The sequence below is a fragment of the Roseibium denhamense genome (assembly GCF_009711415.1).
Taxonomy (GTDB): domain Bacteria; phylum Pseudomonadota; class Alphaproteobacteria; order Rhizobiales; family Stappiaceae; genus Roseibium; species Roseibium denhamense.
In genome coordinates, this window is record NZ_SMLZ01000101.1 from 78,464 (window position 1) to 100,507 (window position 22,044).

Annotated in this window: 22 protein-coding genes; 10 read left to right on the forward strand and 12 right to left on the reverse strand. The window is 56.6% G+C overall.

The genetic code is table 11. The annotated features are described in order from the left end of the window. Positions 1-4 precede the first annotated feature (4 nt). The 5 genes from E1180_RS07685 to E1180_RS07705 all read right to left on the reverse strand — a co-directional run bounded on the left by E1180_RS07685 (position 5) and on the right by E1180_RS07705 (position 4,924). Complete coding sequence (locus tag E1180_RS07685; RefSeq protein WP_155190583.1) at positions 5-1,000, reverse strand: hypothetical protein; 996 nt, start codon at positions 998-1,000, stop codon at positions 5-7. 253 nt (positions 1,001-1,253) lie between these two features. Further along, positions 1,254-1,649 carry a rhodanese-like domain-containing protein gene (locus tag E1180_RS07690; protein WP_155190584.1) on the reverse strand — a complete coding sequence of 132 codons (396 nt, stop codon included), beginning with the start codon at positions 1,647-1,649 and terminating at the stop codon, positions 1,254-1,256. A gap of 183 nt (positions 1,650-1,832) precedes the next feature. After that, positions 1,833-2,543, reverse strand: a complete 711-nt coding sequence (locus E1180_RS07695) for a class I SAM-dependent methyltransferase (RefSeq protein ID WP_283404453.1) — start codon at positions 2,541-2,543, stop codon at positions 1,833-1,835. Continuing rightward, positions 2,540-2,992, reverse strand: coding sequence for a DNA polymerase III subunit chi (locus tag E1180_RS07700; protein ID WP_155190585.1), 453 nt, complete (start codon positions 2,990-2,992; stop codon positions 2,540-2,542). The genes E1180_RS07695 and E1180_RS07700 overlap by 4 nt, the downstream gene beginning before the upstream one ends. 432 nt (positions 2,993-3,424) lie before the next feature. Then, positions 3,425-4,924: a leucyl aminopeptidase gene (locus tag E1180_RS07705; RefSeq protein WP_155190586.1), complete on the reverse strand. Its 1,500-nt coding sequence runs from the start codon at positions 4,922-4,924 to the stop codon at positions 3,425-3,427. 239 nt (positions 4,925-5,163) lie between these two features. On the opposite strand from E1180_RS07705, the gene lptF reads away from it, so the two are divergent. The 6 genes from lptF to rsmA all read left to right on the forward strand — a co-directional run bounded on the left by lptF (position 5,164) and on the right by rsmA (position 12,793). Then, a complete protein-coding gene (lptF, locus tag E1180_RS07710; RefSeq protein ID WP_155190587.1) occupies positions 5,164-6,351 on the forward strand; it encodes an LPS export ABC transporter permease LptF in 1,188 nt (395 codons plus the stop codon). Next, the gene (gene lptG, locus E1180_RS07715; protein WP_155190588.1) at positions 6,348-7,442 is read left to right on the forward strand and encodes an LPS export ABC transporter permease LptG; all 1,095 of its coding nucleotides are present in this window, start codon (positions 6,348-6,350) and stop codon (positions 7,440-7,442) included. Before lptF ends, lptG begins: the two co-directional genes overlap by 4 nt. A 58-nt stretch (positions 7,443-7,500) precedes the next feature. Beyond that, positions 7,501-9,822 carry an LPS-assembly protein LptD gene (locus tag E1180_RS07720; protein ID WP_155190589.1) on the forward strand — a complete coding sequence of 774 codons (2,322 nt, stop codon included), beginning with the start codon at positions 7,501-7,503 and terminating at the stop codon, positions 9,820-9,822. Positions 9,823-9,978: 156 nt separating this feature from the next. Next, on the forward strand, positions 9,979-10,902 hold the full coding sequence (locus E1180_RS07725; protein ID WP_196220560.1) for a SurA N-terminal domain-containing protein: 924 nt from the start codon (positions 9,979-9,981) through the stop codon (positions 10,900-10,902). Then, the gene (pdxA, locus tag E1180_RS07730; protein WP_155190591.1) at positions 10,902-11,927 is read left to right on the forward strand and encodes a 4-hydroxythreonine-4-phosphate dehydrogenase PdxA; all 1,026 of its coding nucleotides are present in this window, start codon (positions 10,902-10,904) and stop codon (positions 11,925-11,927) included. The genes E1180_RS07725 and pdxA overlap by 1 nt, the downstream gene beginning before the upstream one ends. A 14-nt stretch (positions 11,928-11,941) precedes the next feature. Further along, positions 11,942-12,793 (forward strand): 16S rRNA (adenine(1518)-N(6)/adenine(1519)-N(6))-dimethyltransferase RsmA, encoded by an 852-nt coding sequence (rsmA, locus tag E1180_RS07735; RefSeq protein ID WP_155190592.1) that lies wholly within the window; start codon positions 11,942-11,944, stop codon positions 12,791-12,793. A gap of 7 nt (positions 12,794-12,800) precedes the next feature. Here rsmA and gmk read toward each other — a convergent pair whose 3' ends face one another. The 7 genes from gmk to fabD form a co-directional block, all read right to left on the reverse strand. Continuing rightward, entirely contained in the window at positions 12,801-13,499 is a 699-nt protein-coding gene (gmk, locus tag E1180_RS07740) for a guanylate kinase (protein ID WP_155190593.1), read from the reverse strand. A 5-nt stretch (positions 13,500-13,504) separates the two neighbouring features. Next, the gene (locus tag E1180_RS07745; protein WP_155190594.1) at positions 13,505-14,398 is read right to left on the reverse strand and encodes a YicC/YloC family endoribonuclease; all 894 of its coding nucleotides are present in this window, start codon (positions 14,396-14,398) and stop codon (positions 13,505-13,507) included. Between the two features lie 52 nt (positions 14,399-14,450). Then, on the reverse strand, positions 14,451-15,584 hold the full coding sequence (gene mltG / locus E1180_RS07750; RefSeq protein WP_155190595.1) for an endolytic transglycosylase MltG: 1,134 nt from the start codon (positions 15,582-15,584) through the stop codon (positions 14,451-14,453). A 114-nt stretch (positions 15,585-15,698) separates the two neighbouring features. Beyond that, a complete protein-coding gene (fabF, locus tag E1180_RS07755) occupies positions 15,699-16,964 on the reverse strand; it encodes a beta-ketoacyl-ACP synthase II (RefSeq protein ID WP_155190596.1) in 1,266 nt (421 codons plus the stop codon). 89 nt (positions 16,965-17,053) lie between these two features. Further along, positions 17,054-17,287: an acyl carrier protein gene (locus tag E1180_RS07760; protein ID WP_155190597.1), complete on the reverse strand. Its 234-nt coding sequence runs from the start codon at positions 17,285-17,287 to the stop codon at positions 17,054-17,056. Positions 17,288-17,535: 248 nt separating this feature from the next. After that, on the reverse strand, positions 17,536-18,273 hold the full coding sequence (fabG, locus tag E1180_RS07765) for a 3-oxoacyl-[acyl-carrier-protein] reductase (RefSeq protein WP_155190598.1): 738 nt from the start codon (positions 18,271-18,273) through the stop codon (positions 17,536-17,538). Positions 18,274-18,335: 62 nt separating this feature from the next. Next, complete coding sequence (fabD, locus tag E1180_RS07770) at positions 18,336-19,280, reverse strand: ACP S-malonyltransferase (RefSeq protein WP_155190599.1); 945 nt, start codon at positions 19,278-19,280, stop codon at positions 18,336-18,338. A gap of 637 nt (positions 19,281-19,917) precedes the next feature. Here fabD and E1180_RS07775 point away from each other — a divergent pair. From E1180_RS07775 to rplI, 4 genes are all read left to right on the forward strand, one after another. Then, the gene (locus tag E1180_RS07775; protein ID WP_155190600.1) at positions 19,918-20,202 is read left to right on the forward strand and encodes a hypothetical protein; all 285 of its coding nucleotides are present in this window, start codon (positions 19,918-19,920) and stop codon (positions 20,200-20,202) included. Positions 20,203-20,456: 254 nt separating this feature from the next. Then, on the forward strand, positions 20,457-20,882 hold the full coding sequence (gene rpsF, locus E1180_RS07780) for a 30S ribosomal protein S6 (protein WP_155190601.1): 426 nt from the start codon (positions 20,457-20,459) through the stop codon (positions 20,880-20,882). 6 nt (positions 20,883-20,888) lie between these two features. Then, the gene (gene rpsR, locus E1180_RS07785; RefSeq protein WP_155190602.1) at positions 20,889-21,137 is read left to right on the forward strand and encodes a 30S ribosomal protein S18; all 249 of its coding nucleotides are present in this window, start codon (positions 20,889-20,891) and stop codon (positions 21,135-21,137) included. Between the two features lie 129 nt (positions 21,138-21,266). Then, a complete protein-coding gene (gene rplI / locus E1180_RS07790; protein WP_155190603.1) occupies positions 21,267-21,851 on the forward strand; it encodes a 50S ribosomal protein L9 in 585 nt (194 codons plus the stop codon). Positions 21,852-22,044: the final 193 nt, after the last annotated feature.

Here is a 22,044-nt window from a genome sequence, read left to right on the forward strand (position 1 = left end):
GCCACTACATCACCGACTTGATTTCCCGGATCTCAGAATCAATCTCTCCAATCTTTGACGAAATGCCCTCGGCGCATACCTGAAGTTCAACCGTATCGTCGCGAATTTCATTGACTTCAGAATTGATGGCATTGATCTCCGATTTCAGGTTGTTGAGCGTCGTCTTCAAAGCCTGACTGGATGTTTGTATGCCCCGTACCTTCAAATACACGTCTTTCAAGTCAGTGCTTGATGCCGTGTAAGACACATTGATCCCAGTGAGCGACAGGTTCAGGATTGGCTTGACAGTGGCCGATCCGCCGGCAGTCAAAGTGAAGTCAGCATCGCCATTGATTGTGCTTTTCGCACCAAAAAAGAAATTGTTGGATGTCCCGGTTGTAAATGAATTCTCGGTCTCACTGACCTTGTATTCATGTCCAGCAATTTCCTTATAATGACCTTTTGAGTATTCATAGATTGTTCCGGTGCCACCGCTATTGCTGTCTGTCCCTGCCCTGAAGATGATGTCCTTGTTCGTGCCGCTCTCCAGAATTACCTCACCGCTGGAAGCCTTGACCGTGATGTTGCCGTCAGTTGATGTAATGCCAATGTCCCCTTTGACGGAGATCGTATAGGTACCGCCAACCACAAGATTGTTATCGCCCGTTGTATTCTGATGATAATAGGCGGTTTCCAAGTACATTTTTTCCCGCGCCATGACCAATATCCGCCCGTCGCATGCCAGAAGGATACCCTTGTGCTTTTCTTCAGAACCTGACGCGGAATGGGTCGGCGAAAGCCCCTCGGCATTGGCATCATCGATATGCTGTTTGGGATAGTATTCGTCCAAATAACCATCGCTCGAAGCCAGCTCTTCGATGTCGCTGAATTCGCCAAGCCGAATGATCGCCCCCAATTCATCATCATCGGCTTCGATATCAGCATTGTAAGGTACGAAAAGATACGCATGCGGCGCGTCGTTCAGGTTCGAAAGGCTCAAAGTATCTTCCGCAAGTGCCATGTGCTACATCCCCTCGCCAACAAAACGGTGCCAGTCGCTTTAGCGCCAAATCTGCATCATTGAGCGACCCTTAACCTGAAAACGTAACTCTTTTAACAACGCGCGTCATGGTTGCGATCTATCATCTGGAACGTCCCGCAGTCCTGCGCCAATTTCAGACCGGACGCACTTCAGCGTATCGGACCTCAGACTATCGGGCCTCTTGCCGGTAGAGCCCAAAGATGTCCGGCCATTCCACAATTGGCCCGCGGGTCTAGTCGGCCTGTTCCACTGGCCCGCCGGATTTGATCCAGGCACTGAAACCCTCCTTGAGGTGCGCGGCGTCAAAGCCCATCTCCTTGAGGGCCGCAACCGTTAGCGCCGACCGCCATCCAGAGGCGCAATGGAACACAAAGCGCTTATCCTGGCCAAAAACCTCCTTGAAGTAGGGGCTCTCCGGATCGACCCAAAACTCGGCCATACCGCGCGGACAGTGAAAGCTTCCCGGAATGAAGCCGGATCTCTGTCGTTCCCGGACATCGCGCAGATCCACAAACAAGACACCTGGGTCACCCAGAAGCGCAATCGCCTCATCCGTTTCGATTTCCTCAATGCGCTGGCGCGCTTCAGCAACCAGATCGGCGGAAGACTTTTTCAGCTTTTGCGGCATCAGCGCACTCCATCTGCTAGGCATTCGGCCAAGGACTATGTTTCCGTCGCCATCGGAGCCATCCGTGGTTTAGGGCAAGTCGCGTTGAAACGGAATCAGGTTTCGCTGCCGCCCGGCTTTGCCTCCCACGCGAAACCTGATGTTGCCTGAATTTAAATAGGCGCGACACGCTATAAACCCAAGTCAGGCAGGTTTGCGGAACACGGCCCGAACATGTGGGATGATCCGGTCCTGCCGCTGTATTTCGTAGAGTGTTTCATCTTCAAGCTCCAGGCCCAGATGTTCAAACTGCCGCCATTCGGATGGCTGCAGCGGCCAGGGCGGCCCATCCGCATAGACCCCCTCCCCGCGGCTGCGATTGATCAGCAAAAGCCTGCCCCCTGGAGCGACAAGACTTGCAATCGAGCCAACGGCTTTTTCTCTCAGATCACCGTCAAGCGCCTGGATCGTGTAGCACTCATGCGCAAGGTCAAAGGCGGCCGTCCAGGTGGCCGGTAGATCGAAGAGATCAGCCGCGTGATAGGCGACAGCGCTACCAGGAAAGCGTTTCTTGGCCCAAGAGACCGCATCCGAAGACACATCAAACGCCGTCGTGCGGTAGCCCGCAGCGCTGAGCGCCTCGGCGTTGTCGCCAAGTCCGCATCCGATATCGATTGCGGTCAAACCCGTGCCGGGTGCGTTTGCAAGCCATTCGGTCAGCGCAGCTTTCGGCGCAAGATCCGCCCAGGGAACCGCGGCCGGATCGCCATTGGCCTCCTTGTAGACTGTATGAAACCAGGCGAGCCGGTCGTCGGCGTCTCCGCCTTTTGCTCCGGTCAGCGCGTCTATCCGGTCGCGGGCCGCCTGGCGGCGTCCCATGAACACCGGATCAGAATGCACATCCTTGCTGCTCACGCCTTGCGCTCCCAGCCACCAGCTTCCGTTTGCTGCCAATAAGCTATGTCAAACCCTTCCGCTTTGGCTTCGCTCCATCTTTGCCGCGCTTCCTGAACAGCTGTTTGATCATTGCCGTCAAACATGTAGATGGCTCTCTGGTAGTCGGACAAGGCCGGGGGCTTCGCCCGGTCGACGAGAAACCGGACATCCGCGCGATTAGGGTTATCCTGGTCTGACGTCAGATAGATCGGCTGATGCTCCGCATAACCATCGGCCTTGGTTCCATGAGGCAGAAAACTGTCATCGGCAAATGTCCAAAGATGGCTGTCCAGCGCCTGGCAACGCTCTTCACTGCCGGTTTGAACGACGACTTTCCAATCCCGTTCCAGGCATTTGGAAAGGAGCTGCGGCAAGGCCATCTCCAGAGGCTTGTGGAGAAGATGATAGAAAACGACTTCAGTGGCCATGACATCCCGGCATCAGCTTTGGTTGATTATCCACACAGCGTCCAACCTGGACTGGAATTGTGATGCAGGCACGCAACAGCAGCGCTCCCAAATGAACCAGATCAAAAAGCTTCAATGGACTCTTGTTTCGACTCGTATCATTAACCCTTCGCAAATGTCGATTGTCTAGGGTCCGTTGCGGGGACGATCCTAGGGATCATTTTTACCGACTGGTGACCGGTTTCCCGACCCAGTCCGATTGTTTTGGGGGTTCGTAAATGCTCGCACGGGTAGTTGTGTTTTTTGCGTTGGTCGGCATTGTCGCCGGAGCTACTGTCGGAATGGGATTTCTGGTTGAACCGGCAACCGCCTGCCAGGCTTATAAGACCTGCTGAGGTTTCCGGTAGAGTTAAAAAAACCCGCCTTTTGGCGGGTTTTTTGTTTGCTTTGCGCTTAGCTTTCGTAATGGTCTGCCACCAGCTGATTCAGCAGGCGCACGCCATAGCCGGAGGCCCAGCTCTGGCAAATCTCATCTTTCGGTGCACCGAATGCCGTTCCGGCAATATCCAGATGCGCCCACGGAACATCATTTGCAAAACGTTGCAGGAACTGCGCGGCAGTGATCGACCCCGCCCAGCGGCCGCCGGTGTTCTTCACATCCGCATTAGGTGTGTCGATCAGCTTGTCATATCCGGGTGAAAGCGGAAGCCGCCAGAGAGGTTCACCGCTGTTCTTGGCCGAGCTGAGCAGCTTGTCGGCCAACTCGTCATTGTTGGAGAAAAGCCCCGCATTCAAGTTGCCAAGGGCAACAATCACGGCGCCCGTAAGAGTTGCCAGATCGATCATTACGGCAGGCTTGTAGGTCTTTTGGGTGTACCACATGGCATCGGCAAGGACGAGGCGGCCTTCCGCGTCCGTATTCAAGATCTCGATGGTTGTTCCGGACATGGCCGTGACGATGTCACCCGGACGCTGCGCATCTCCATCCGGCATGTTTTCAACCAGACCGATGACGCCGACCACATTGGCCGCTGCCTTGCGCCCGGCAATGGCATGCATGGCCCCGACAACGGCGGCAGCGCCACCCATGTCGCCTTTCATTTCTTCCATGCCACCGGCAGGCTTGATCGAAATCCCGCCAGTATCGAAGACAACACCCTTGCCAACCAACGCCACCGGCGCCACACCCTTCTTGCCGCCATTCCAGCGCATGATGGCCAAACGCGGTGGCCGGGACGCCCCTTGCGAGACACCCAGGAGCGCAGCCATTTTGAGCTTCTTCATCTCTTTTTCGCCGAGGATCTCGACCTCGACGCCGAGCGCTTCGAGCTCGGACGCCTTGGCGGCGAATTCGACTGGGCCCAGTACGTTGGCTGGTTCGTTGACAAGGTCGCGCGCCAGAATAACACCATCGGCAATTGCCTCACTGACTGCCCATGCCTTCTTCACCGGCTTCGGATCACTGACCTGAATGGTCAGCTTCAGTGAAGACGGCTTTTTGGTATCGCCCTTCTTGGTCTTGTAGGTGTCAAACGTATAAGCGCGCAGTTTCGCGCCCATGGCAAACTCAGCTGCAGCCTCGGCCGAAAGTCCGTCTTCGCCGGGGATATCAAGTATAACGGTGGCTCCATCAGCCTTCGCTTTCTGAAGCTCTGCCAGCACGGTTCCCCCAAGCGCCCGCCAATCCTCAGCTACCAGCTCCGCCGTCTTGCCAAGGCCCACCACAACCAAACGATCCGTTTCAAGACCATGCGGTGCCAGAAGATCCATCGTGCTTTTCTTCTCGCCAGAAAAACCGGCGATCCCTGCTGGTTTTGCCAGTCCACCGTCGAGCCCGTCGATAACCGACTGACTATGTGTTCCCGTTTCAAGATCGGCCCCGGCCAGAACGACAACCACATTCGTTTTCGGCTTTTCGAATTTGGCGAAGGTAATCTTTGCAAGTTTTGTCATTTTTTATCCCTAGATGGCCGGATGGACGGCGCCGCATATTGATCGGCATTGGTAAGGAGTGCCCCCGGGCAACGAAAGTCTCGATCCCACAAATCATGGCGTTTCAACAGCTTCCCGGCAAGTCCGGAGAAAATTAATGTATATTAACCATTCTTATTCATGGGCCATTCACCACATTCCGTGTTATTCAAACCGGGGCTTACAATCGTCAAATTTCCAAAGGACAGCTGCCGCTTCATATGAAGACGCTCGAACGTTACATCATCCGGCGGACAGCTTATGCTTTCACCCTGACCATCCTCGCCATGACCGGTGTGGTTTGGGCGACGCAGGCCCTTCGGCAGCTCGATCTGGTGACCTCCAAAGGCCAGACGATTGTGCAGTTCATCGGCATCACAATGCTGGCCCTTCCCTTTCTTGTCGTGATCGTTGCTCCGTTTGCCCTGATGATCGCCCTCATTCTGGTGTTGAACGCCCTTTCCGGTGACAGCGAACTCATCGTCATCGATGCAAGCGGCGGCTCCCGGTTTCTCGTGCTGAAACCGGTCATGATTTTCTCAGGGCTTGTTCTGGCGCTTGTTGCCGCGTTTTCGATTTATGTCGCACCAATGGGATTGGCCCAATTGCGGACAGAGGTAACACGCGTGCGCGCGGACCTGGTTGCAAACATCGTCAAACCTGGCCGCTTCATTAGCGTGGAAGATGGATTGACCTTCCATATCCGCAACCGGTCCGGCAAGGGCACTCTGGACGGCCTCCTTCTGCATGATACCCGGGATGAGGAAACCGCATTCACCTATCAGGCCGACACCGGCAACATCATCGAGACGGTCGACCGCACGCTGCTGGTAATGCAGAACGGCACTATACAAAGGCGTCCCAAGAGAGATGGCGACATATCGATCGTGCGGTTTCAATCCTACGCGTTTGATTTGTCGAATCTAATTCCGGAAGCAGGAGAGCCGGTGTTCAAGGCCAGTGAACGGTCTACCGCCAACCTCCTCAACCCCGGGCGCAACGATGAATACGCATTAAAAAACCCGGATAAGCTGACCACCGAGTTGCACGAACGCTTCAGCCAACCGCTCTACTGTCTTGCGTTCGGTCTAATCGTCTTCGCATTCCTGGGCCAGGCCCGCACCACCCGACAAAGCAGGAGCATTGCTGTTCTCGGAGCGATCTGCGCCTGCGTCTTGCTCCGCACGGCCGGTTTCGGCGTTACAGCGGTTCTTGACGGAACTAGCCGCCTTATATGGCTGCTTTACGCGGTACCTATGGCAGGCACGCTTCTGGCATCGGTCTCCATTTTCAGGAACCAACGCGGCGGACAGTCAAAATGGCTGGTAAATCTTCAGCTTGCCCTTCAGGACCGCATTGAAGCCATCGGACAACGGTTATCGGGACACCGGCCGGGAGGACATGCATGATCCTCGGCCGCACACTGACCGTCTACCTGTCCGCCCGCTTCTTGAAAGCGATTATTGGCCTCTTCCTTTTTGCAGCAGCCCTCATTTTCCTGTTTGACGTCCTGGAACTTGTCCGCCGGGGCGGCGACCGCGAAGGCTTTTCGGTCATGCGGGTCGCTCTGATCTCCGCATTACGTGTTCCTCTCCTGCTGGAGCAGGTTATTCCGTTTGCTGTCCTGTTCGGATCCATTGCAGCCTTTGTTACCCTAAGCCGCGCCCTAGAATTGGTCGTGACCCGCGCATCGGGCATCTCGGTCTGGCAGTTTTCGCTGCCTGCGATTGCCGTCGGGCTTGTGCTCGGTGTTCTCTCGATCACCGCCTACAACCCAGCCGCAGTGTGGCTGCAGCAAAAATCTGAGGAGGTCGCCATGGGCCTCTTCGGGGCCGAACAGAATTTTCTTCTTCAATCGACGGATAATGTATGGGTCCGCCAGGACGGGCTCGACGGAGAATCGGTCCTCCTCGCCCAGCAGCTCCTTGATAGTGGAACACGCCTGCAAGGGGTCACCGTTTTCACCTTCGACCGGGATGGCACATTCCGCGAGCGTATCGAGGCGCGCGAAGCCCGCCTTGGAACTGAAATCTGGTATCTGGACGATGCGATCGTCTACACGACCGAACAGGATCCACAATCTTATGGCCGCTATCAGATCAGCACCTTCCTGACCGCCACCGAAGTCCGCGAAAGCATCGGGTCTCCCGAATCGATTTCATTCTGGAACCTTCCACGGTTCATTGACCTGGCGAGAAACGCCGGATTACCGGCCTATCGTTATAATTTGCAGTATCAGTCGTTGCTGGCCCGACCACTCCTCCTCGTTGCAATGATTTTGATTGCAGCGGCAGTTTCCCTTAAAGTTTCGAGGTTTGGCGGTTTGGGAAGTATGATTCTGGGTGGAATCCTGTCCGGGTTCGTGCTTTACGTTCTAACCGAATTGGCGAAGGACTTTGGGGGCGCGGGTATCGTCCCTCCCTTGGTAGCTGCGTGGGCGCCTGGAATATTTGGAGTACTTATGGGTTTGACGATTCTCTTGCATCAGGAAGACGGGTAGGACGATGTCGTTGCCACGTATCCTGACGACAGAGATTTGGGCCAGAAGAAGCAGCCTCTTGGCGGCAGCAAGCATGCTTGCCGTGGCAGCTGCGTTGACCACTCCTTTACCCGGCGCAGCGCAAGCGCAGGAGCTGACCGACACCCTGTCCGGGCAGATCAATCCAGATGCTGATCTTCTTCTTGAAGCTGCGGAAGTGACCTATGATTTCGACCGCGATCTGATCGTGGCGACAGGTGACGTGCAAGTTTACTATGACGGCAATACCGTTCAGGCTCATCAGATCGTATTTGACCGCAAAAGCGGTGAGCTCAAAGCGCGCGGCAATGTTATTTTCATCGAAACAGGCGGCAACGTCATTCGAACCGCGGAAATGACCCTGTCCGAGGACTTCTCGGAAGGATTTGCGCGGGCGCTCCAGATCGACACCACCCGGCGCACCCGGTTTATTGCCGAACAAGCCCGGCGTGAGGGCGACAATGTCACCTCCATCGATAACGGCGTTTACACGGTCTACACAAAACCGACAAACCCGCCTGACAAGCCGCCATTGTGGCGCGTGCGGGCAGAAAAAATCATTCATAACCAGCAGGAAAAGGTGATCCGCTTCGAAAACGCAGCTTTCGAAGTGTATGGCAAGCCGATCGCCTATCTGCCTTACTTGTCCATGCCGGACCCCACTATCAAGCGGAAATCCGGCTTCCTGATGCCGTCTGGCATTGTCTCGGACAAACTCGGTTACGGCGTCACGGTTCCTTATTACTGGGCGCTGAGCCCCTACTATGACGTTACAGCAGTTATGACCCCGCTCACCAATCAGGGCTTGTTCGGGGACGTGGAGTACCGGCACAGCTTCCAGTACGGTGAAATCAAGCTGGCTGCCGCGGGCCTTTATCAGGCAAGGCCGGGCGAATTCTCGACCTCGCGCGCGGACGAACGCTGGCGCGGTGCACTCAATTCGGTTGCCTCTTTCAGCTTGAGCGAAAACTGGACCTTTGGCTGGAACGCTACCTACAAAAGCGATCGCGCGTTCTTCAAGGACTATTCCTTCACGAGTTTCGGCGACAATAACGAGACTTCGGAGATTTTCCTTGAAGGCCGCTCCGACCGGAACGCCCTAACCGTCCGGACCTACGCCTTCCAGATTTCCCAGTCTGACTATGAAGACAGCAATTTCGACGCCAATGGCTTTTCGCCGGTCGGAACGTCCCTGCAGGACAAACAGCCGCTGGTTCTTCCTGTCATCGACTACGATTACGTCTTTGCGGATCCGGTGCTTGCGGGCGAATTGGCGCTGACGGCCAACTTTACCTCACTGACACGGGATGAGACCGACGCTTTCTCGATTGACGGCGGAACAACAGCCCGGTTCAGGGGTGTTGACGGGACATTCTCCAGACTGTCGATGAAGGGGGATTGGCGCCGGACCTTTATCGGCCCTCTGGGTCAGTCCTTCACTCCTTTCGCCTACATGCGCGGCGACCTGTTTTTCCTTGCGTCACCAGATTCTGATGTGACGGCACTGACCGGGGAAACCTTTGTCGGACGGGCCATGCCGGCCGTTGGCCTGGAATACAAATACCCGTTTATTGCAACCTTCTCTGGCGGCAATCAGATCATTGAGCCGATCGCCCAGGTCGTCGTGCGTCCCAATGAGCAAAGAATTGGCGAGCTTCCAAATGACGATGCCCAGAGTATCGTCTTCGACACAACCACATTGTTCGACTACGACAAGTTTTCCGGTTTTGACCGTGCCGAGGGCGGAACACGCCTGAACATCGGATTGAACTACAAACTTCAGCTCGACAGCGGTTATTATCTCAGCGGCTTGTTCGGCCGGTCCTATCACCTTGCCGGTGACAACTCATTTGCAACCCCGGACATCCTCGGCGCCACTCAGGATTCCGGCCTGTCCACGGACCTGTCAGACTATGTCGCGAGCCTCTATCTGGACACGCAATATGGCATCAAGGTCGGGACCCAGGCGCGGTTCGACAAGGATGATTTGAGTGTGAACCGGTTCCAGACACAGGCAAGCGCTGTCTATGGGCCAGTGGTCTCATCGCTCGCCTATGCGTTCCTTGACGCCCAGCCGGATGTCGGCATCGACGATCCGCGCGAGGAAATTCTGGGCTCGGCAAGCCTGAGACTGGATGAAAACTGGCGTGTCTTCGGTTCTGTGCGCTACGATCTTGAAAACACCGATTTTGTTCAAGACGGTTTCGGTCTGGGGTACGACGACGAAGGGTTTTCCTTCTCCGTTTCCTATGCCGAAGACCGGAGCCGGAATGACGGTGAGGATGTTGACCGGACAATCTATTTCCGGATCGGTCTCAGAACCATCGGCGACACGCAAGTTTCAACGGGCGCCCTCAATTAAGACTGTCTGATGAAGCCCCCGGCCAATTTGATGGAAGCCATCATGCGGCCATGAACGGGCGCATTATGCAGAGAGACTTTGAATATATGCCGGTGATATGCGAAACACGTTTGATGCTATCCCGCAAACGCCGCCTTTGGCATGGATGAAAGACCAATGCGCACTCGTTACATACCGTTTCTGGCCATCATGCTCAGCCTTGTCATCGCCGTGGCAGCGCCCCTACCGGCCTCTGCCGCCATCAAGGTCATCGTGAATGATGTTCCGATCACGGATTACGATATCAGCCAGCGCGCCCGTCTTTTAACCCTGACACAGCGTATTTCCGCGGGAGCTGCCCGGACCCAGGCGCAACAGGAGCTGATTGACGATCAAATCAAGCTGACTGAAGCGAGACGGGTGGGCATCAACATCAGTACGTCTGATGTCGACAACGCTTACAATAATATTGCACGCAACGCGAAAATGACCTCTGCGCAGCTCGGCCGCGCACTTGGGCAGAGCGGTATCAAGCCGGACACGTTGAAAGATCGCCTGCGCGCTCAGTTGGCTTGGCGGCAAGTCGTGCAACGCCGTTTTAGAGGCGATGTTGACGTCGACGAGTCCGATATCATCGCGGCTTTGCAAAAGCGTGATGAAGACGAGCGCAGATCGTCCATCGAGTATGATCTGCAGCGGGTCATCGTTGTGGTTCCGAAAAACTCTTCAGGCGGTTTCAAATCGAAACGCCGCCGTGAGAGCGATCAGATCCGGTCGGCTTTCACGGGTTGCGACAACTTTGGAGCCGTCCTGTCAAACTTCAGCGAGGTTGTGGTCCAACCAATCGGCCGCCGTCTTGAGACTGAAGTTCCAGACGGTTTGCGCAAGGAAATCGAGACGCTCGAGCCAGGGAACCTCACCAAACCATCGCCGACCGGTGTTGGTTTTGAGATGATCGCGCTTTGCGGAAAACGGGAAATCGCCTCGGATATCGCGTTGCGCACAAAACTGGAAAATGAGCTGCGGGCGAAAGAGACCGAGAGCCAAGCCCGCCGCTACCTTCTGGAAGTCCGCCGCCGCGCGACCATTATCAATCGTTGATGCGTAGATCCACACCGTCGCTTCCAATTGCTGTGACCATGGGTGAGCCCGCAGGTATTGGGCCTGACCTTGCCCTATTGGCTTGGGAGAATAGCAAGGCGCTCGGTCTGCCCTGTTTCTACGTTCGGGCTGATGCAGCGTTATTGACCGAGCGGTCTGCAAAGCTCGGTTTGTCGGGAAAGATCGCGGCCGTATCTCCTAAAGACGCAAGCGCTGTGTTCGGAAAGGCGCTCCCGGTGGTGCAAACCGGCCCCGCCCTGCCCGATCAGCCTGGTTTCGAAAGGGAAGACACCGCAGCCTCGGTCATTGCGTCCATTGAACACTGTGTGGCCGACGTGGACGACGGCCTAGCGGCAGCTGTGGTCACAAGCCCAATCAACAAGGCCGCGCTTTACAAGGCCGGCTTTGATCACCCGGGCCATACAGAGTTCCTGGGAGAGCTTGCCAAACAGCATTGGCCAGAGACAACCCCGCACCCGGTCATGATGATCGCAGGCCCTGAACTGATGGTCGTGCCTGTCACGATCCATATTCCGTTAAAAGACGTTCCAGCCACGCTCACATCAGATCTCATTGTCGAAACGGCACTCACGGCAGCTGCCGATCTCAAGCAACGGTTCGGTTTTGCAAACCCACGGCTCGCGCTGTGCGGGCTGAACCCGCATGCTGGTGAAAACGGTACGATGGGCACGGAAGAAGATGCCATCATAAGACCGGCAATTGACCGGTTGATTGCCCTAGGGATCGCTGCAACGGGTCCGCATCCGGCGGACACGCTATTTCATCCGGAAGCCCGCCAGACATATGACTGCGTATTGGGGATGTATCACGATCAGGTCCTCATACCCGCCAAAACCATCGGCTTTGACGACAGTGTGAATATAACCCTCGGGCTGCCGTTTGTCCGCACATCACCAGACCACGGCACCGCCTATGGATTGGCCGGGACAGGAAACATCCGCACCGACAGTTTTGCAGCGGCTATTCGAATGGCCCATGCGCTCGCCTATCCGGAACAGCTTTAGGAAAGACCACCGGTATGGCTCAGATAGACGGCCTCCCGCCCCTGCGCGATGTGATTGCCAAGCACGGCCTCAACGCCAAGAAATCCCTCGGGCAGAATTTCCTGCTGGACCTCAATCTCACATCCAGAATTGCAAAATCAGCAGGCCCTCTCGACGACTGCACCATCCTTGAAGTCGGACCGGGTCCGGGCGGCCTGACACGCGCGCTTCTTGCCGCTGGCGCCCGGAAAGTCGTTGCAGTCGAAAAAGACAGCCGGTGCCTGCCTGCTCTCCAAGAGATTTCCGACCACTACCCTGGCCGTTTGCAGGTCATCGAAGGAGATGCCCTCGCGCTTGATCCGGTTGCCTTGACGGGTGGCGGAAAGGTCCGGATTGCCGCCAACCTTCCCTATAATGTCGGCACCCAGTTGCTGGTGAACTGGATCACGACCGACACGTGGCCGCCGTTCTGGTCATCTCTGACTTTGATGTTCCAAAAGGAAGTCGGGGAGCGGATTGTGGCGCAGCCCGGCAGCAAGTCTTACGGCCGCCTGGCGGTTCTGGCAGGCTGGCGGTGCAAGAGCGGGATTTTGTTTGACCTCAATCCGAAGGCCTTTACGCCGCCGCCCAAGGTCACGTCCGCCGTGGTCCATTTGACACCGAACCCGGCGCCTCTGCGCTGCGATTTGTCCGCCCTGGAGCGGATTACCGCAGCTGCCTTTGGCCAGCGCCGCAAGATGCTGCGCGCAAGCCTGAAAAGCCTCACCCCGGACGCCGAGGCACTGATCGTCTCTGCCGGTCTTTTGCCGACTGCCCGGGCCGAAGAAATAGATGTCGCCGGATTTGTGCACCTCGCCGAAGCATTCAAGTCCGTACGTGCCGTTTAGGCCCTTTTCAGCTTTGAGTAGCCGAAATCTCGCTTTCGAGATCGTTCACCATGCCCTGAATGAGCGGGCCGATCTTGGGTGAGCGGAATTGTTTCAGCCGTTCCGCCTTCAGAATTGCCCGGACGTTGTCATAAGCGCGCTGCAGGTCATCATTGACAACCACATAGTCATATTCCGACCAGTGCCGCATTTCCCCAACGGCTGTTTTCATGCGTTTGGCGATCACGGCGTCATCATCTTCGGCCCGCCCTTTCAGCCGCGCTTTCATCTCGGCGATGGACGGCGGTAAAATAAAGACGGAGACGACATCCGACCGCATCTTCTCATAAAGCTGAAACGTGCCCTGGATATCTATGTCGAACAGGATATCGCGCCCGCTTTCAATGGCGTTCTCCACCGGGCCGCGCGGTGTCGCATAGTAGTTTCCGTGCACCTCGGCCCATTCGAGAAGCTGGCCATTGTCGCGCATATGAGCGAAGCGGTCACTGTCGACAAAATGGTAGTCCACGCCGTCAACTTCGCTGCTCCTGCGCTCACGCGTTGTTACGGATATTGAAAGGGCCAGGTTGCTCTCGTTCTGGAGAAGCATGCGCGCAATAGTCGATTTGCCAGCACCAGAGGGAGATGACAAAACCAGCATCAAGCCCCGGCGTTGTTGCTCTGCCTGATCAGCGCTGACTGAAGTTCCAAGGGATGCCTCTGGCATGGGGTTCACTCCAGGTTTTGTATCTGCTCACGCATTTGGTCGATCACCGCTTTCAAGTCCAGACCGATGGACGTCAGATCCACATCATTGGACTTGGAGCATAAGGTATTGGCTTCCCGGTTAAATTCTTGTGCAAGGAAATCAACCCGCCGCCCAATAGCGCCGCCGGTATCCATCAGCTCCCGGACCGCGGCGACATGGGCGTGCAGCCGGTCCAGTTCCTCGCGGATATCCGCTTTCGTTGCCAGGATGATTGCTTCTTGATGAAGCCGCTGCGGGTCCAGCTGACCACCAGACGCCTCAAGCAGTTCGTCTACCTGCTTCTTCAACTTCGCACGAATTGCCTCTGGCTGCCGGACCGGAAGGTCTTCGGCCGCCCGTGTCAGTTCAGCAATCCTGTCAATTTGATCACGTACCACATGCGCAATGGCGTGTCCTTCGCTATGCCGCATGTCAACCAGGTCCAGAAGGGCCGCATCAAGACTTGTCAGCAAGGCTGCATGAAGGGCTTCTTGCGCCGCGTCATCGTCTTCAGGTTCCTTGAGTTCAAAAACACCCTTTTGCGAAAGGATCCCGTCGATTGAAGGAGGTGACAAATCCGGAACGCGCTGGCGCAGAAGCCCGATGGTGCTCAACACAGCTTCAAGAGCCGTTTCGTTCACCTGCAGCTTCAGTTCGGACTGATCGCGCTGCATTGAGAGCCCGATCGAGACGTTTCCGCGTCTTAAAACCTTGGCACAGCGTTCACGGATGCGCGGTTCCAGAGTCTCAAGGCCGGTTGGAATTCGGATCCTCAGGTCCAGCGACTTGCCATTGACGGACCGGAGTTCCCAAGTCCACCGCACCGGTCCGGATTCACCCATGGACCTGGCAAATCCGGTCATGCTGGCAAGTGCCATTCGCCCCTCCGAGTTTGGTTAAATACGGGCTGTTTCAACCGCCCGCTGATTGTCAGTTTGAGGTCGGAGCCGCATCGGAAGACTGCTCACGTTCAGCCTGGCGCCGCTTGCGTTCAATCTCACGCCACTTGCGGACATTTGCCTGATGCTGCTCATACGTTTCTGCAAACACATGCCCGCCGGTGCCATCGGCCACAAAAAACAAATCCTGTGTCCGCGACGGATTGGCGACGGCTTCCATCGCGGCCCGACCCGGATTGCCAATCGGTCCGGGCGGAAGCCCATCGATCTGGTAGGTGTTGTAGTTGTTTTCCGCATCCAGTTCGGATCTGGTGATCCCGGACCGGTCCTGGCTCCAGGCTTCACCACCATAAAGACCATAAAGAATTGTCGGGTCCGACTGCAGACGCATGCCCTTGTTCAAGCGGTTTACAAAAACACCTGCAACACGCGGACGCTCGTCGGCAAGAGCTGTTTCCTTCTCGACAATCGATGCCAATACCACAAGCTCTTCCGGGCTGTTGACCGGGAGATCTTCGACACGGCGCTCCCACACTTCGGCCAGAAGCTTGTCCTGGGCGGCGGCCATTTGCTCAATGACTTCCTGGCGGCTGGTTCCGCGGGCAAAAGTATAAGTCTCGGGAAGCAAAGCGCCTTCGGCCGGTATATCCTGGATATCCCCCACGAGGATGGGATGGGCCCGGACCCGGTCAATAATCTGCGCTGTCGTCCAGCCTTCTGGGATGGTCACAGAGTGTGTAACCGCATTTCCCTCCACGAGGTCCCGCATGACTTCTTCCATGGAGACACCGGGGGCGAATGCATATTCGCCAGCCTTCAGTCTGGTCGCATTCTTGTAGAAGCGGATCCCCAGATTGAAGATCCATTCGTCGACGATGCTGTTTGCGATAACGCCTTGTCCGGCAAGTCTGTCAGTGATGCCCGACAGGCCCGCGCCAGAGGAAATGACGATGGTCGCCTCTTCCGACAGCGGACCGGGTTCTTCGAATTTCTGCTTGCCGAAGTAAAGGGCCCCGCCAACGGCGGCCAGCCCGAAAACGGAAAGCGAAATCACCATATTGATCAGGATGACAAGCGGATTTCGCACATGCCGCGAACGCTGCGGCGGCCCCGGTGCCGGCTCTGGTTGCAGCGCCTCGCGCGGGCTTTTCGGCTTGATGCCCATGTGGGAACGAACCTCCAGAAATGAGCCCGGATTTCAGGCGTTGTATCGAGTCACAATCAAAATACCCGGGCGGGCGATCCGAATCGCCGCCCAATTCCCGGGACCATGACCTGATTATGCGGCAACTTTGCGGAAGACCAACGATGCGTTGGTGCCACCAAAGCCGAAGGAATTCGACAGCGCAACATTGATATCGAGCGACTTTGGCTTGTGCGGCACAAGGTCGATCTCCGTTTCAACGGACGGATCATCAAGGTTGATGGTAGGCGGCGCAACACTGTCCCGGATGGCCAGAACCGAGAATATCGCCTCAACCGCCCCGGCTGCCCCCAGAAGGTGGCCGATGGACGACTTGGTCGACGACATCGTCAACTTGGATGCATGCTCACCGGCGAGACGGGTAACTGCCCCCAGTTCGATCTCGTCGCCCAGGGGCGTCGACGTGCCGTGCGCATTGACGTAATCGATATCGGCCGGAGAAATGCCTGCGCGGTTGAGCGCAGCTTCCATGCAGCGGTATGCGCCGTCGCCATCCGACGACGGTGCGGTGATGTGGTAGGCATCACCCGACAGGCCATAGCCGATGACCTCAGCATAGATACGGGCGCCGCGCTTGACGGCATGCTCATATTCTTCGAGGACGACAACGCCCGCGCCTTCGCCCATAACAAAGCCGTCCCGGCCCTTGTCATATGGGCGGGACCCGCGTTCCGGTTCGTCGTTGTAACCGGTGGACAGGGCGCGGCAGGCTGCAAAGCCAGCGAGCGCCAAACGGCACACAGGGGACTCAGCGCCGCCGGCAACCATCACATCCGCATCGCCGAATGCGATCAAGCGCGATGCATCCCCAATGGCGTGTGCGCCGGTGGAACAAGCGGTCACCACCGCATGGTTCGGGCCTTTCAGACCGTGGCGGATGGAAACGTACCCACCGGCCAGATTGATCAAGCGGCCAGGAATAAAGAACGGGCTGATCCGCCTCGGACCTTTTTCGGCAAGAAGATGGGCCCCTTGCTCAATGCCCTGGAGACCACCAATACCGGAACCAATCAGAACACCGGACCGTACCTGCTGGTCGTAAGTCTCTGCCTTGTAACCGGAATCGGCCATTGCCTGATCCGCGGCAGCCATGGCATAGACGATGAAATCGTCAACCTTGCGCTGCTCCTTAACGTCCATCCAATCATCCGGATTGAAATGGCCGTCGGAGGACGCACCGCGCGGGATTTGACAGGCGATCTGGCAAGCCAGGTCATCAACCTTGAAATCGGCGACCTTGTTGGCCCCGCTTTTGCCCTCGAGGATCTTTTTCCACGTGACATCGACGTTGCCGCCCAGCGGCGTCACCATGCCAAGACCAGTTACGACTACTCGCCTCATACACCCGCACTTATGTTAGAAGGGCCTGGCGGAGCAAATCCCCGCCGGCCCGGCATTCATACAACAGAAATCAAGTAAGGATATACGCCTTACTTGTTGGCTTCCAGGAACTTTACAGCGTCGCCAACGGTCAGGATGGTTTCAGCTGCGGTATCCGGAATTTCTACGCCGAATTCTTCTTCAAATGCCATGACCAGCTCGACAGTGTCGAGGCTGTCTGCGCCCAGATCATCAATGAAGCTTGCGCCTTCCACAACCTTCTCACCGTCAACGCCGAGGTGCTCGACAACAATCTTCTTAACCCGATCCGCGATATCGCTCATTTCTCAGTTCCTTGGTTTTTCGTCTCGTCAGCTCACGCGATACATCCGGACCTGTTTATTGAAAAACCAGGCCCGGCAATCCCGCGGTCGTTAGATGTACCGACATAACACCGGGTGCTGACCAGCACCGGGCAATGCCGTTTGTAACAATCGGCGGGTAGGTAACACACTTTTAGGACCTTTACCAGCCGCTCCGGACCGCAAGTTTGCGGGCCGGATTCCTTTCGCCAAGAAGGCGAAAATCTCTTTTAAATCATGGCCATGCCGCCATTCACATGAATCGTTTGCCCGGTCACATATGCCGCCTCGTCGCTGGCAAGGTAAAGGGCAGCGGACGCGATCTCATGTGAGGTGCCAAGACGGCCAGCAGGAACGCTGGTCAAAATCGAATCTTTTTGCTTGTCGTTCAGCGCGTCGGTCATGGCGGTTTCGATGAAACCTGGCGCGATCGTGTTGACCGTGATGTTGCGGCTTGCAACTTCGCGCGCGACCGACTTGTACATGCCGATCATACCGGCCTTGGCAGCTGCATAGTTGGCCTGACCCGGGTTTCCGGTGACACCGACAACCGACGTGATGCCAATGATGCGGCCGGAACGGCGCTTCATCATGCCCTTAATCGCCGCGCGGCAAAGACGGAAGCCGGAAGACAGGTTTACTTCCAGAACCTGATCCCACTCTTCGTCCTTCATGCGCATAAAGATGTTGTCGCGGGTAATCCCGGCGTTGTTGACCAGAATGTCAACCGACCCCATCTTTTCTTCTGCTGCCGGCAAAAGAGCATCCACGGCGTCGCGGTCAGACAGATTGGCCGGGGTCACAAAAGCGCGCTCGCCCAGATCCGATGCGAGCGCTTCCAGTTTCTCCGCACGCGTGCCGGACAAGCTGACTGTTGCCCCTTGCGCATGCAGCGCGCGTGCAATGGCTTCGCCAATCCCGCCGGTCGCACCGGTCACCAGCGCATTCTTGCCTTCCAAGCTGAACATTTGACGTCCTTCCCTATGACCCGGCATTCCAGGCAGGCCTGTTGTTCTAACGTGTGTCTTTGTTATCCGGAAATCTTTTCAAGCAAAGCGTCAATATCTTCCGGCGCGTTTACGGCAATGCCGGTCGCTTCTTTTGCGATCCGTTTGACCATGCCTGTGAGGACCTTTCCGGTCCCGATTTCCACAAACGTATCGGCACCGTTTTCCGTAAGCCATGTAACACTTTCCCGCCACCGGACGGTACCGGTAACCTGCTCGACCAGACGATTGCGGATGTCATCCGGGTTCGTGATCGGTGCTGCGAGCACATTGGCGACCAGCGGAACAGCCGGGGCCTTGATGTCCGCGCCTGCCAAAGCCTGTTGCATCGCATCGGCCGCAGGGCCCATGAGCGAGCAATGGAAGGGTGCGCTTACCGGCAGCATGACCGCGCGCCGGGCGCCTTTGGCTTTTGCGATTTCAACGGCACGCTCAACCGCAGCAAGGTGCCCTGACACGACCACCTGGCCGGGTGCGTTGTCATTGGCGGCCTGGCAAACTTCGCCCTGGGCGGCTTCGGCAGCGACTTCAGAAGCCACGTCGAAATCAAGACCAAGAAGCGCAGCCATAGCGCCCTGCCCGACCGGCACGGCATTTTGCATGGCATCGCCGCGCACACGAAGAAGGCGCGCAGCTGTCGCAACATCCAGGCTTCCGGCGGCCGCCAGCGCGGAATATTCGCCAAGCGAATGCCCCGCCACGAACGAGACCGTTGACTTTAGGTCCAGCCCCTTGGCTTCCAGAACACGCATTGCCGCCAGGCTGACAGCCATGAGGGCTGGCTGCGCATTGGCTGTCAGCGTCAGGTCGCCTTCAGGACCGTTCCACATGATGTCGGACAGCTTTTGATCCAGTGCATTGTCCATTTCATCAAAGACCGCCTTTGCTTCGGGGAAGCTGTCTGCAAGGGCCTTGCCCATGCCGACAGACTGGCTTCCCTGACCGGGGAATGTGAATGCAATGGTCATCTGGATTTTCTCCATATCGGCTGCAGCACGGACTCATTGGTATTGGTGCGGCTGCGGCAAGGAAGAGAAGGTTTCAAGCAGCTTTTATAAAAAGCCGAACAATCTTGGCGGCAGGCTATGAAACGGGTTAGGGCGAAGTGTCAAGTCCTGAAAGGCAAGTTTCCGCTTGCTATGGCACCTGGAAGCCTATCGGCGTCATTATAAATGGTGCGTCTGCAAGTATCCGGTCTGCAGGTCCTATCGCGTCCAGCATCTCAGTTTCTACTGTTTGGGAAAGTCTGTTACTTCGACCCGCCGATCACTGGCGAAAACTCGCAAAGTGGCCCTCGAGCGGCGAAAACAAACACCCTCCAGAAAGGCTGCCCTCCAAACCACATTTAAATAATTTCTAATGTGAGCTCTTCAGCTGAATTATCCACGTGCCGTCCTCCCCCTGCACACTCATGCACGAACGCTGGCCGGGTGCAATTTTCCGGACCGCAACACGGTCAAACAGGGAGCCCTGAGGTTTCTGGCAGCCTGTTGCAGAGATGCAGCTTGCCTCCGGCGCTCCCGATACCCAACTCCGGCTTATGCGTGCTATTTCAAAGGTCTGGTGGCGCAACTGGCCCTTCCCTCAAGATCCTGGATCCCATCCATGCCCAACACCCCCGGCTCGAAACTCAACATAAAGATCCCGTTTCCGGAAAAACCGGAGCATGTGGCAACCGCAATCGTCGCCTATGCCGGAATTGCCAAGAGGCTTCATGTGGAGTTGGCCGCAGTTGCCGATCAAGCCGGCATAGACCTGGACACAATCAAGGCAGACCTGATGCAAGAGGCCAAGAAGGCCGTGCCTCATGGGGATTTCACAGAGAACGAGATCGGGATCTATGAGACCATGTTCGAAGCCATTGAGACGATTTTCGACACCGGCACATAAAGCATAATGTGCCTCTAAGGCTTTCAGACGCTCATTGGCCCGCCGCCCCTCTTGCAATTTCGTCAGATAAGAGTATACACCGCGCTTCATCCGGGGTTTGGCCGGGGGCTGAACGGAAGGGCATTGCGCCAGGTTCTTCTCAAAAGAACCGACTTCCCGTGTTCCCACTCCCGTAAGATTTCTCGTGCGCCTTTCCGGGTCTACGAGGAGGCTTTGCGCCAACCCTTGTTGTCAACTTGAAGAAAGGCTTTCCCATGCCTCTTTATGAGCACGTGTTCCTGGCACGCCAGGACGTTTCGGCCCAGCAGGTCGAACAGCTGATCGAACAATATAAAGGCGTCATTGAAAATGGCGGCGGTTCCATCGGCAAGGTCGAGAACTGGGGCCTGCGCTCCCTCGCCTACCGCATCAAGAAAAACCGCAAGGCTCACTACACCCTGATGAACATCACGGCACCGCACGCAGCTGTTGCCGAGATGGAACGTCAGATGGGTCTTTCCGAAGACGTTCTGCGCTTCATGACCTTCAAGGTCGACGAGCTGGACGAAGAGCCGTCCGCAATGATGCAGAAACGTGACCGTGACGACCGCCGCGGCGGTGGCCGTGGTGATCGCGGCGACCGCGGTGATCGTGGTGGTGATCGTGGTCCGCGCGGTCCGCGCCGGGAAGAACAGGAGTAAGACCCGATGGTAGATATCGCACAAATGCCAAGCCGCCGTCCGTTCTTCCGCCGCCGGAAGACCTGCCCGTTCTCCGGCGCAAACGCTCCGAAGATCGACTACAAGGACATCCGTCTCCTGCAGCGCTACATCTCTGAGCGCGGCAAGATCGTCCCGAGCCGGATTACCGCGGTTTCCGCGAAGAAGCAGCGTGAGCTGTCCCGCGCCATCAAGCGTGCGCGCCTGCTCGGCTTGCTGCCGTTCGTCATTAGCTAAGCATCACCGCATTCCAGCGTGATGCCTTCTGCCGGGTATACCCGGCAGAACCCGAATTGGGACCGCGGGCAAACGGTCTCTAACCGTCATCACATTATGAACAGATGACGGGACAGTAGGAGAAAACCCATGCAAGTTATCCTTCTTGAGCGTATCGCCAAGCTCGGCCAGATGGGCGACACCGTTAAGGTGCGCGACGGCTATGCCCGTAACTTCCTTCTGCCGCAAGGCAAGGCTCTGCGCGCCAACAAGGCCAACCTGGAGCGTTTTGAAAACGAACGCGCCCAGCTTGAAGCCCGTAACCTTGAGCGCAAGACCGAAGCAGAAGCCGTTGCTTCCAAGCTGGACGGTGAAGCTCTGGTCATGATCCGCTCTGCCGGTGAAACCGGTCAGCTCTACGGTTCTGTGTCCACCCGCGATATTGCTGAAGGCCTCACCGCTGCCGGCTTTAGCGTTGGCCGGTCCCAGGTCGAACTGCGCACCCCGATCAAAACGATCGGCATGCATTCTGTTCTGATCCAGCTGCACCCGGAAGTCGAAGTGTCCGTCACCATCAACGTGGCGCGCTCTGAAGACGAAGCGACACGTCAGGCTGCTGGCGAAGACCTCACCACACCGGAAATGGACGTCTTCGAGTTTGAAGAAGACGACGAAGAAGGTGAAGAGGGCGAAGCCGAGGCAACTGAAGAAGCGGTTTCCGAAGACGAAGCCTAATCGCTTTTTTACTTCGTGTTTGAAACATCCGAACGGCGCTGCTTGCAGCGCCGTTTTTGTTTGCCGGCTGTTTTTTCTTGAGGCGGCCACGACCAGCGTAAGGCACAGGTTTCAGACCTTCCAGCAAGGCTTTGAATCTCTTACTGAAATCATTAACTTTTCATTTACTATCGAAAATTCAATAGAAATTTCA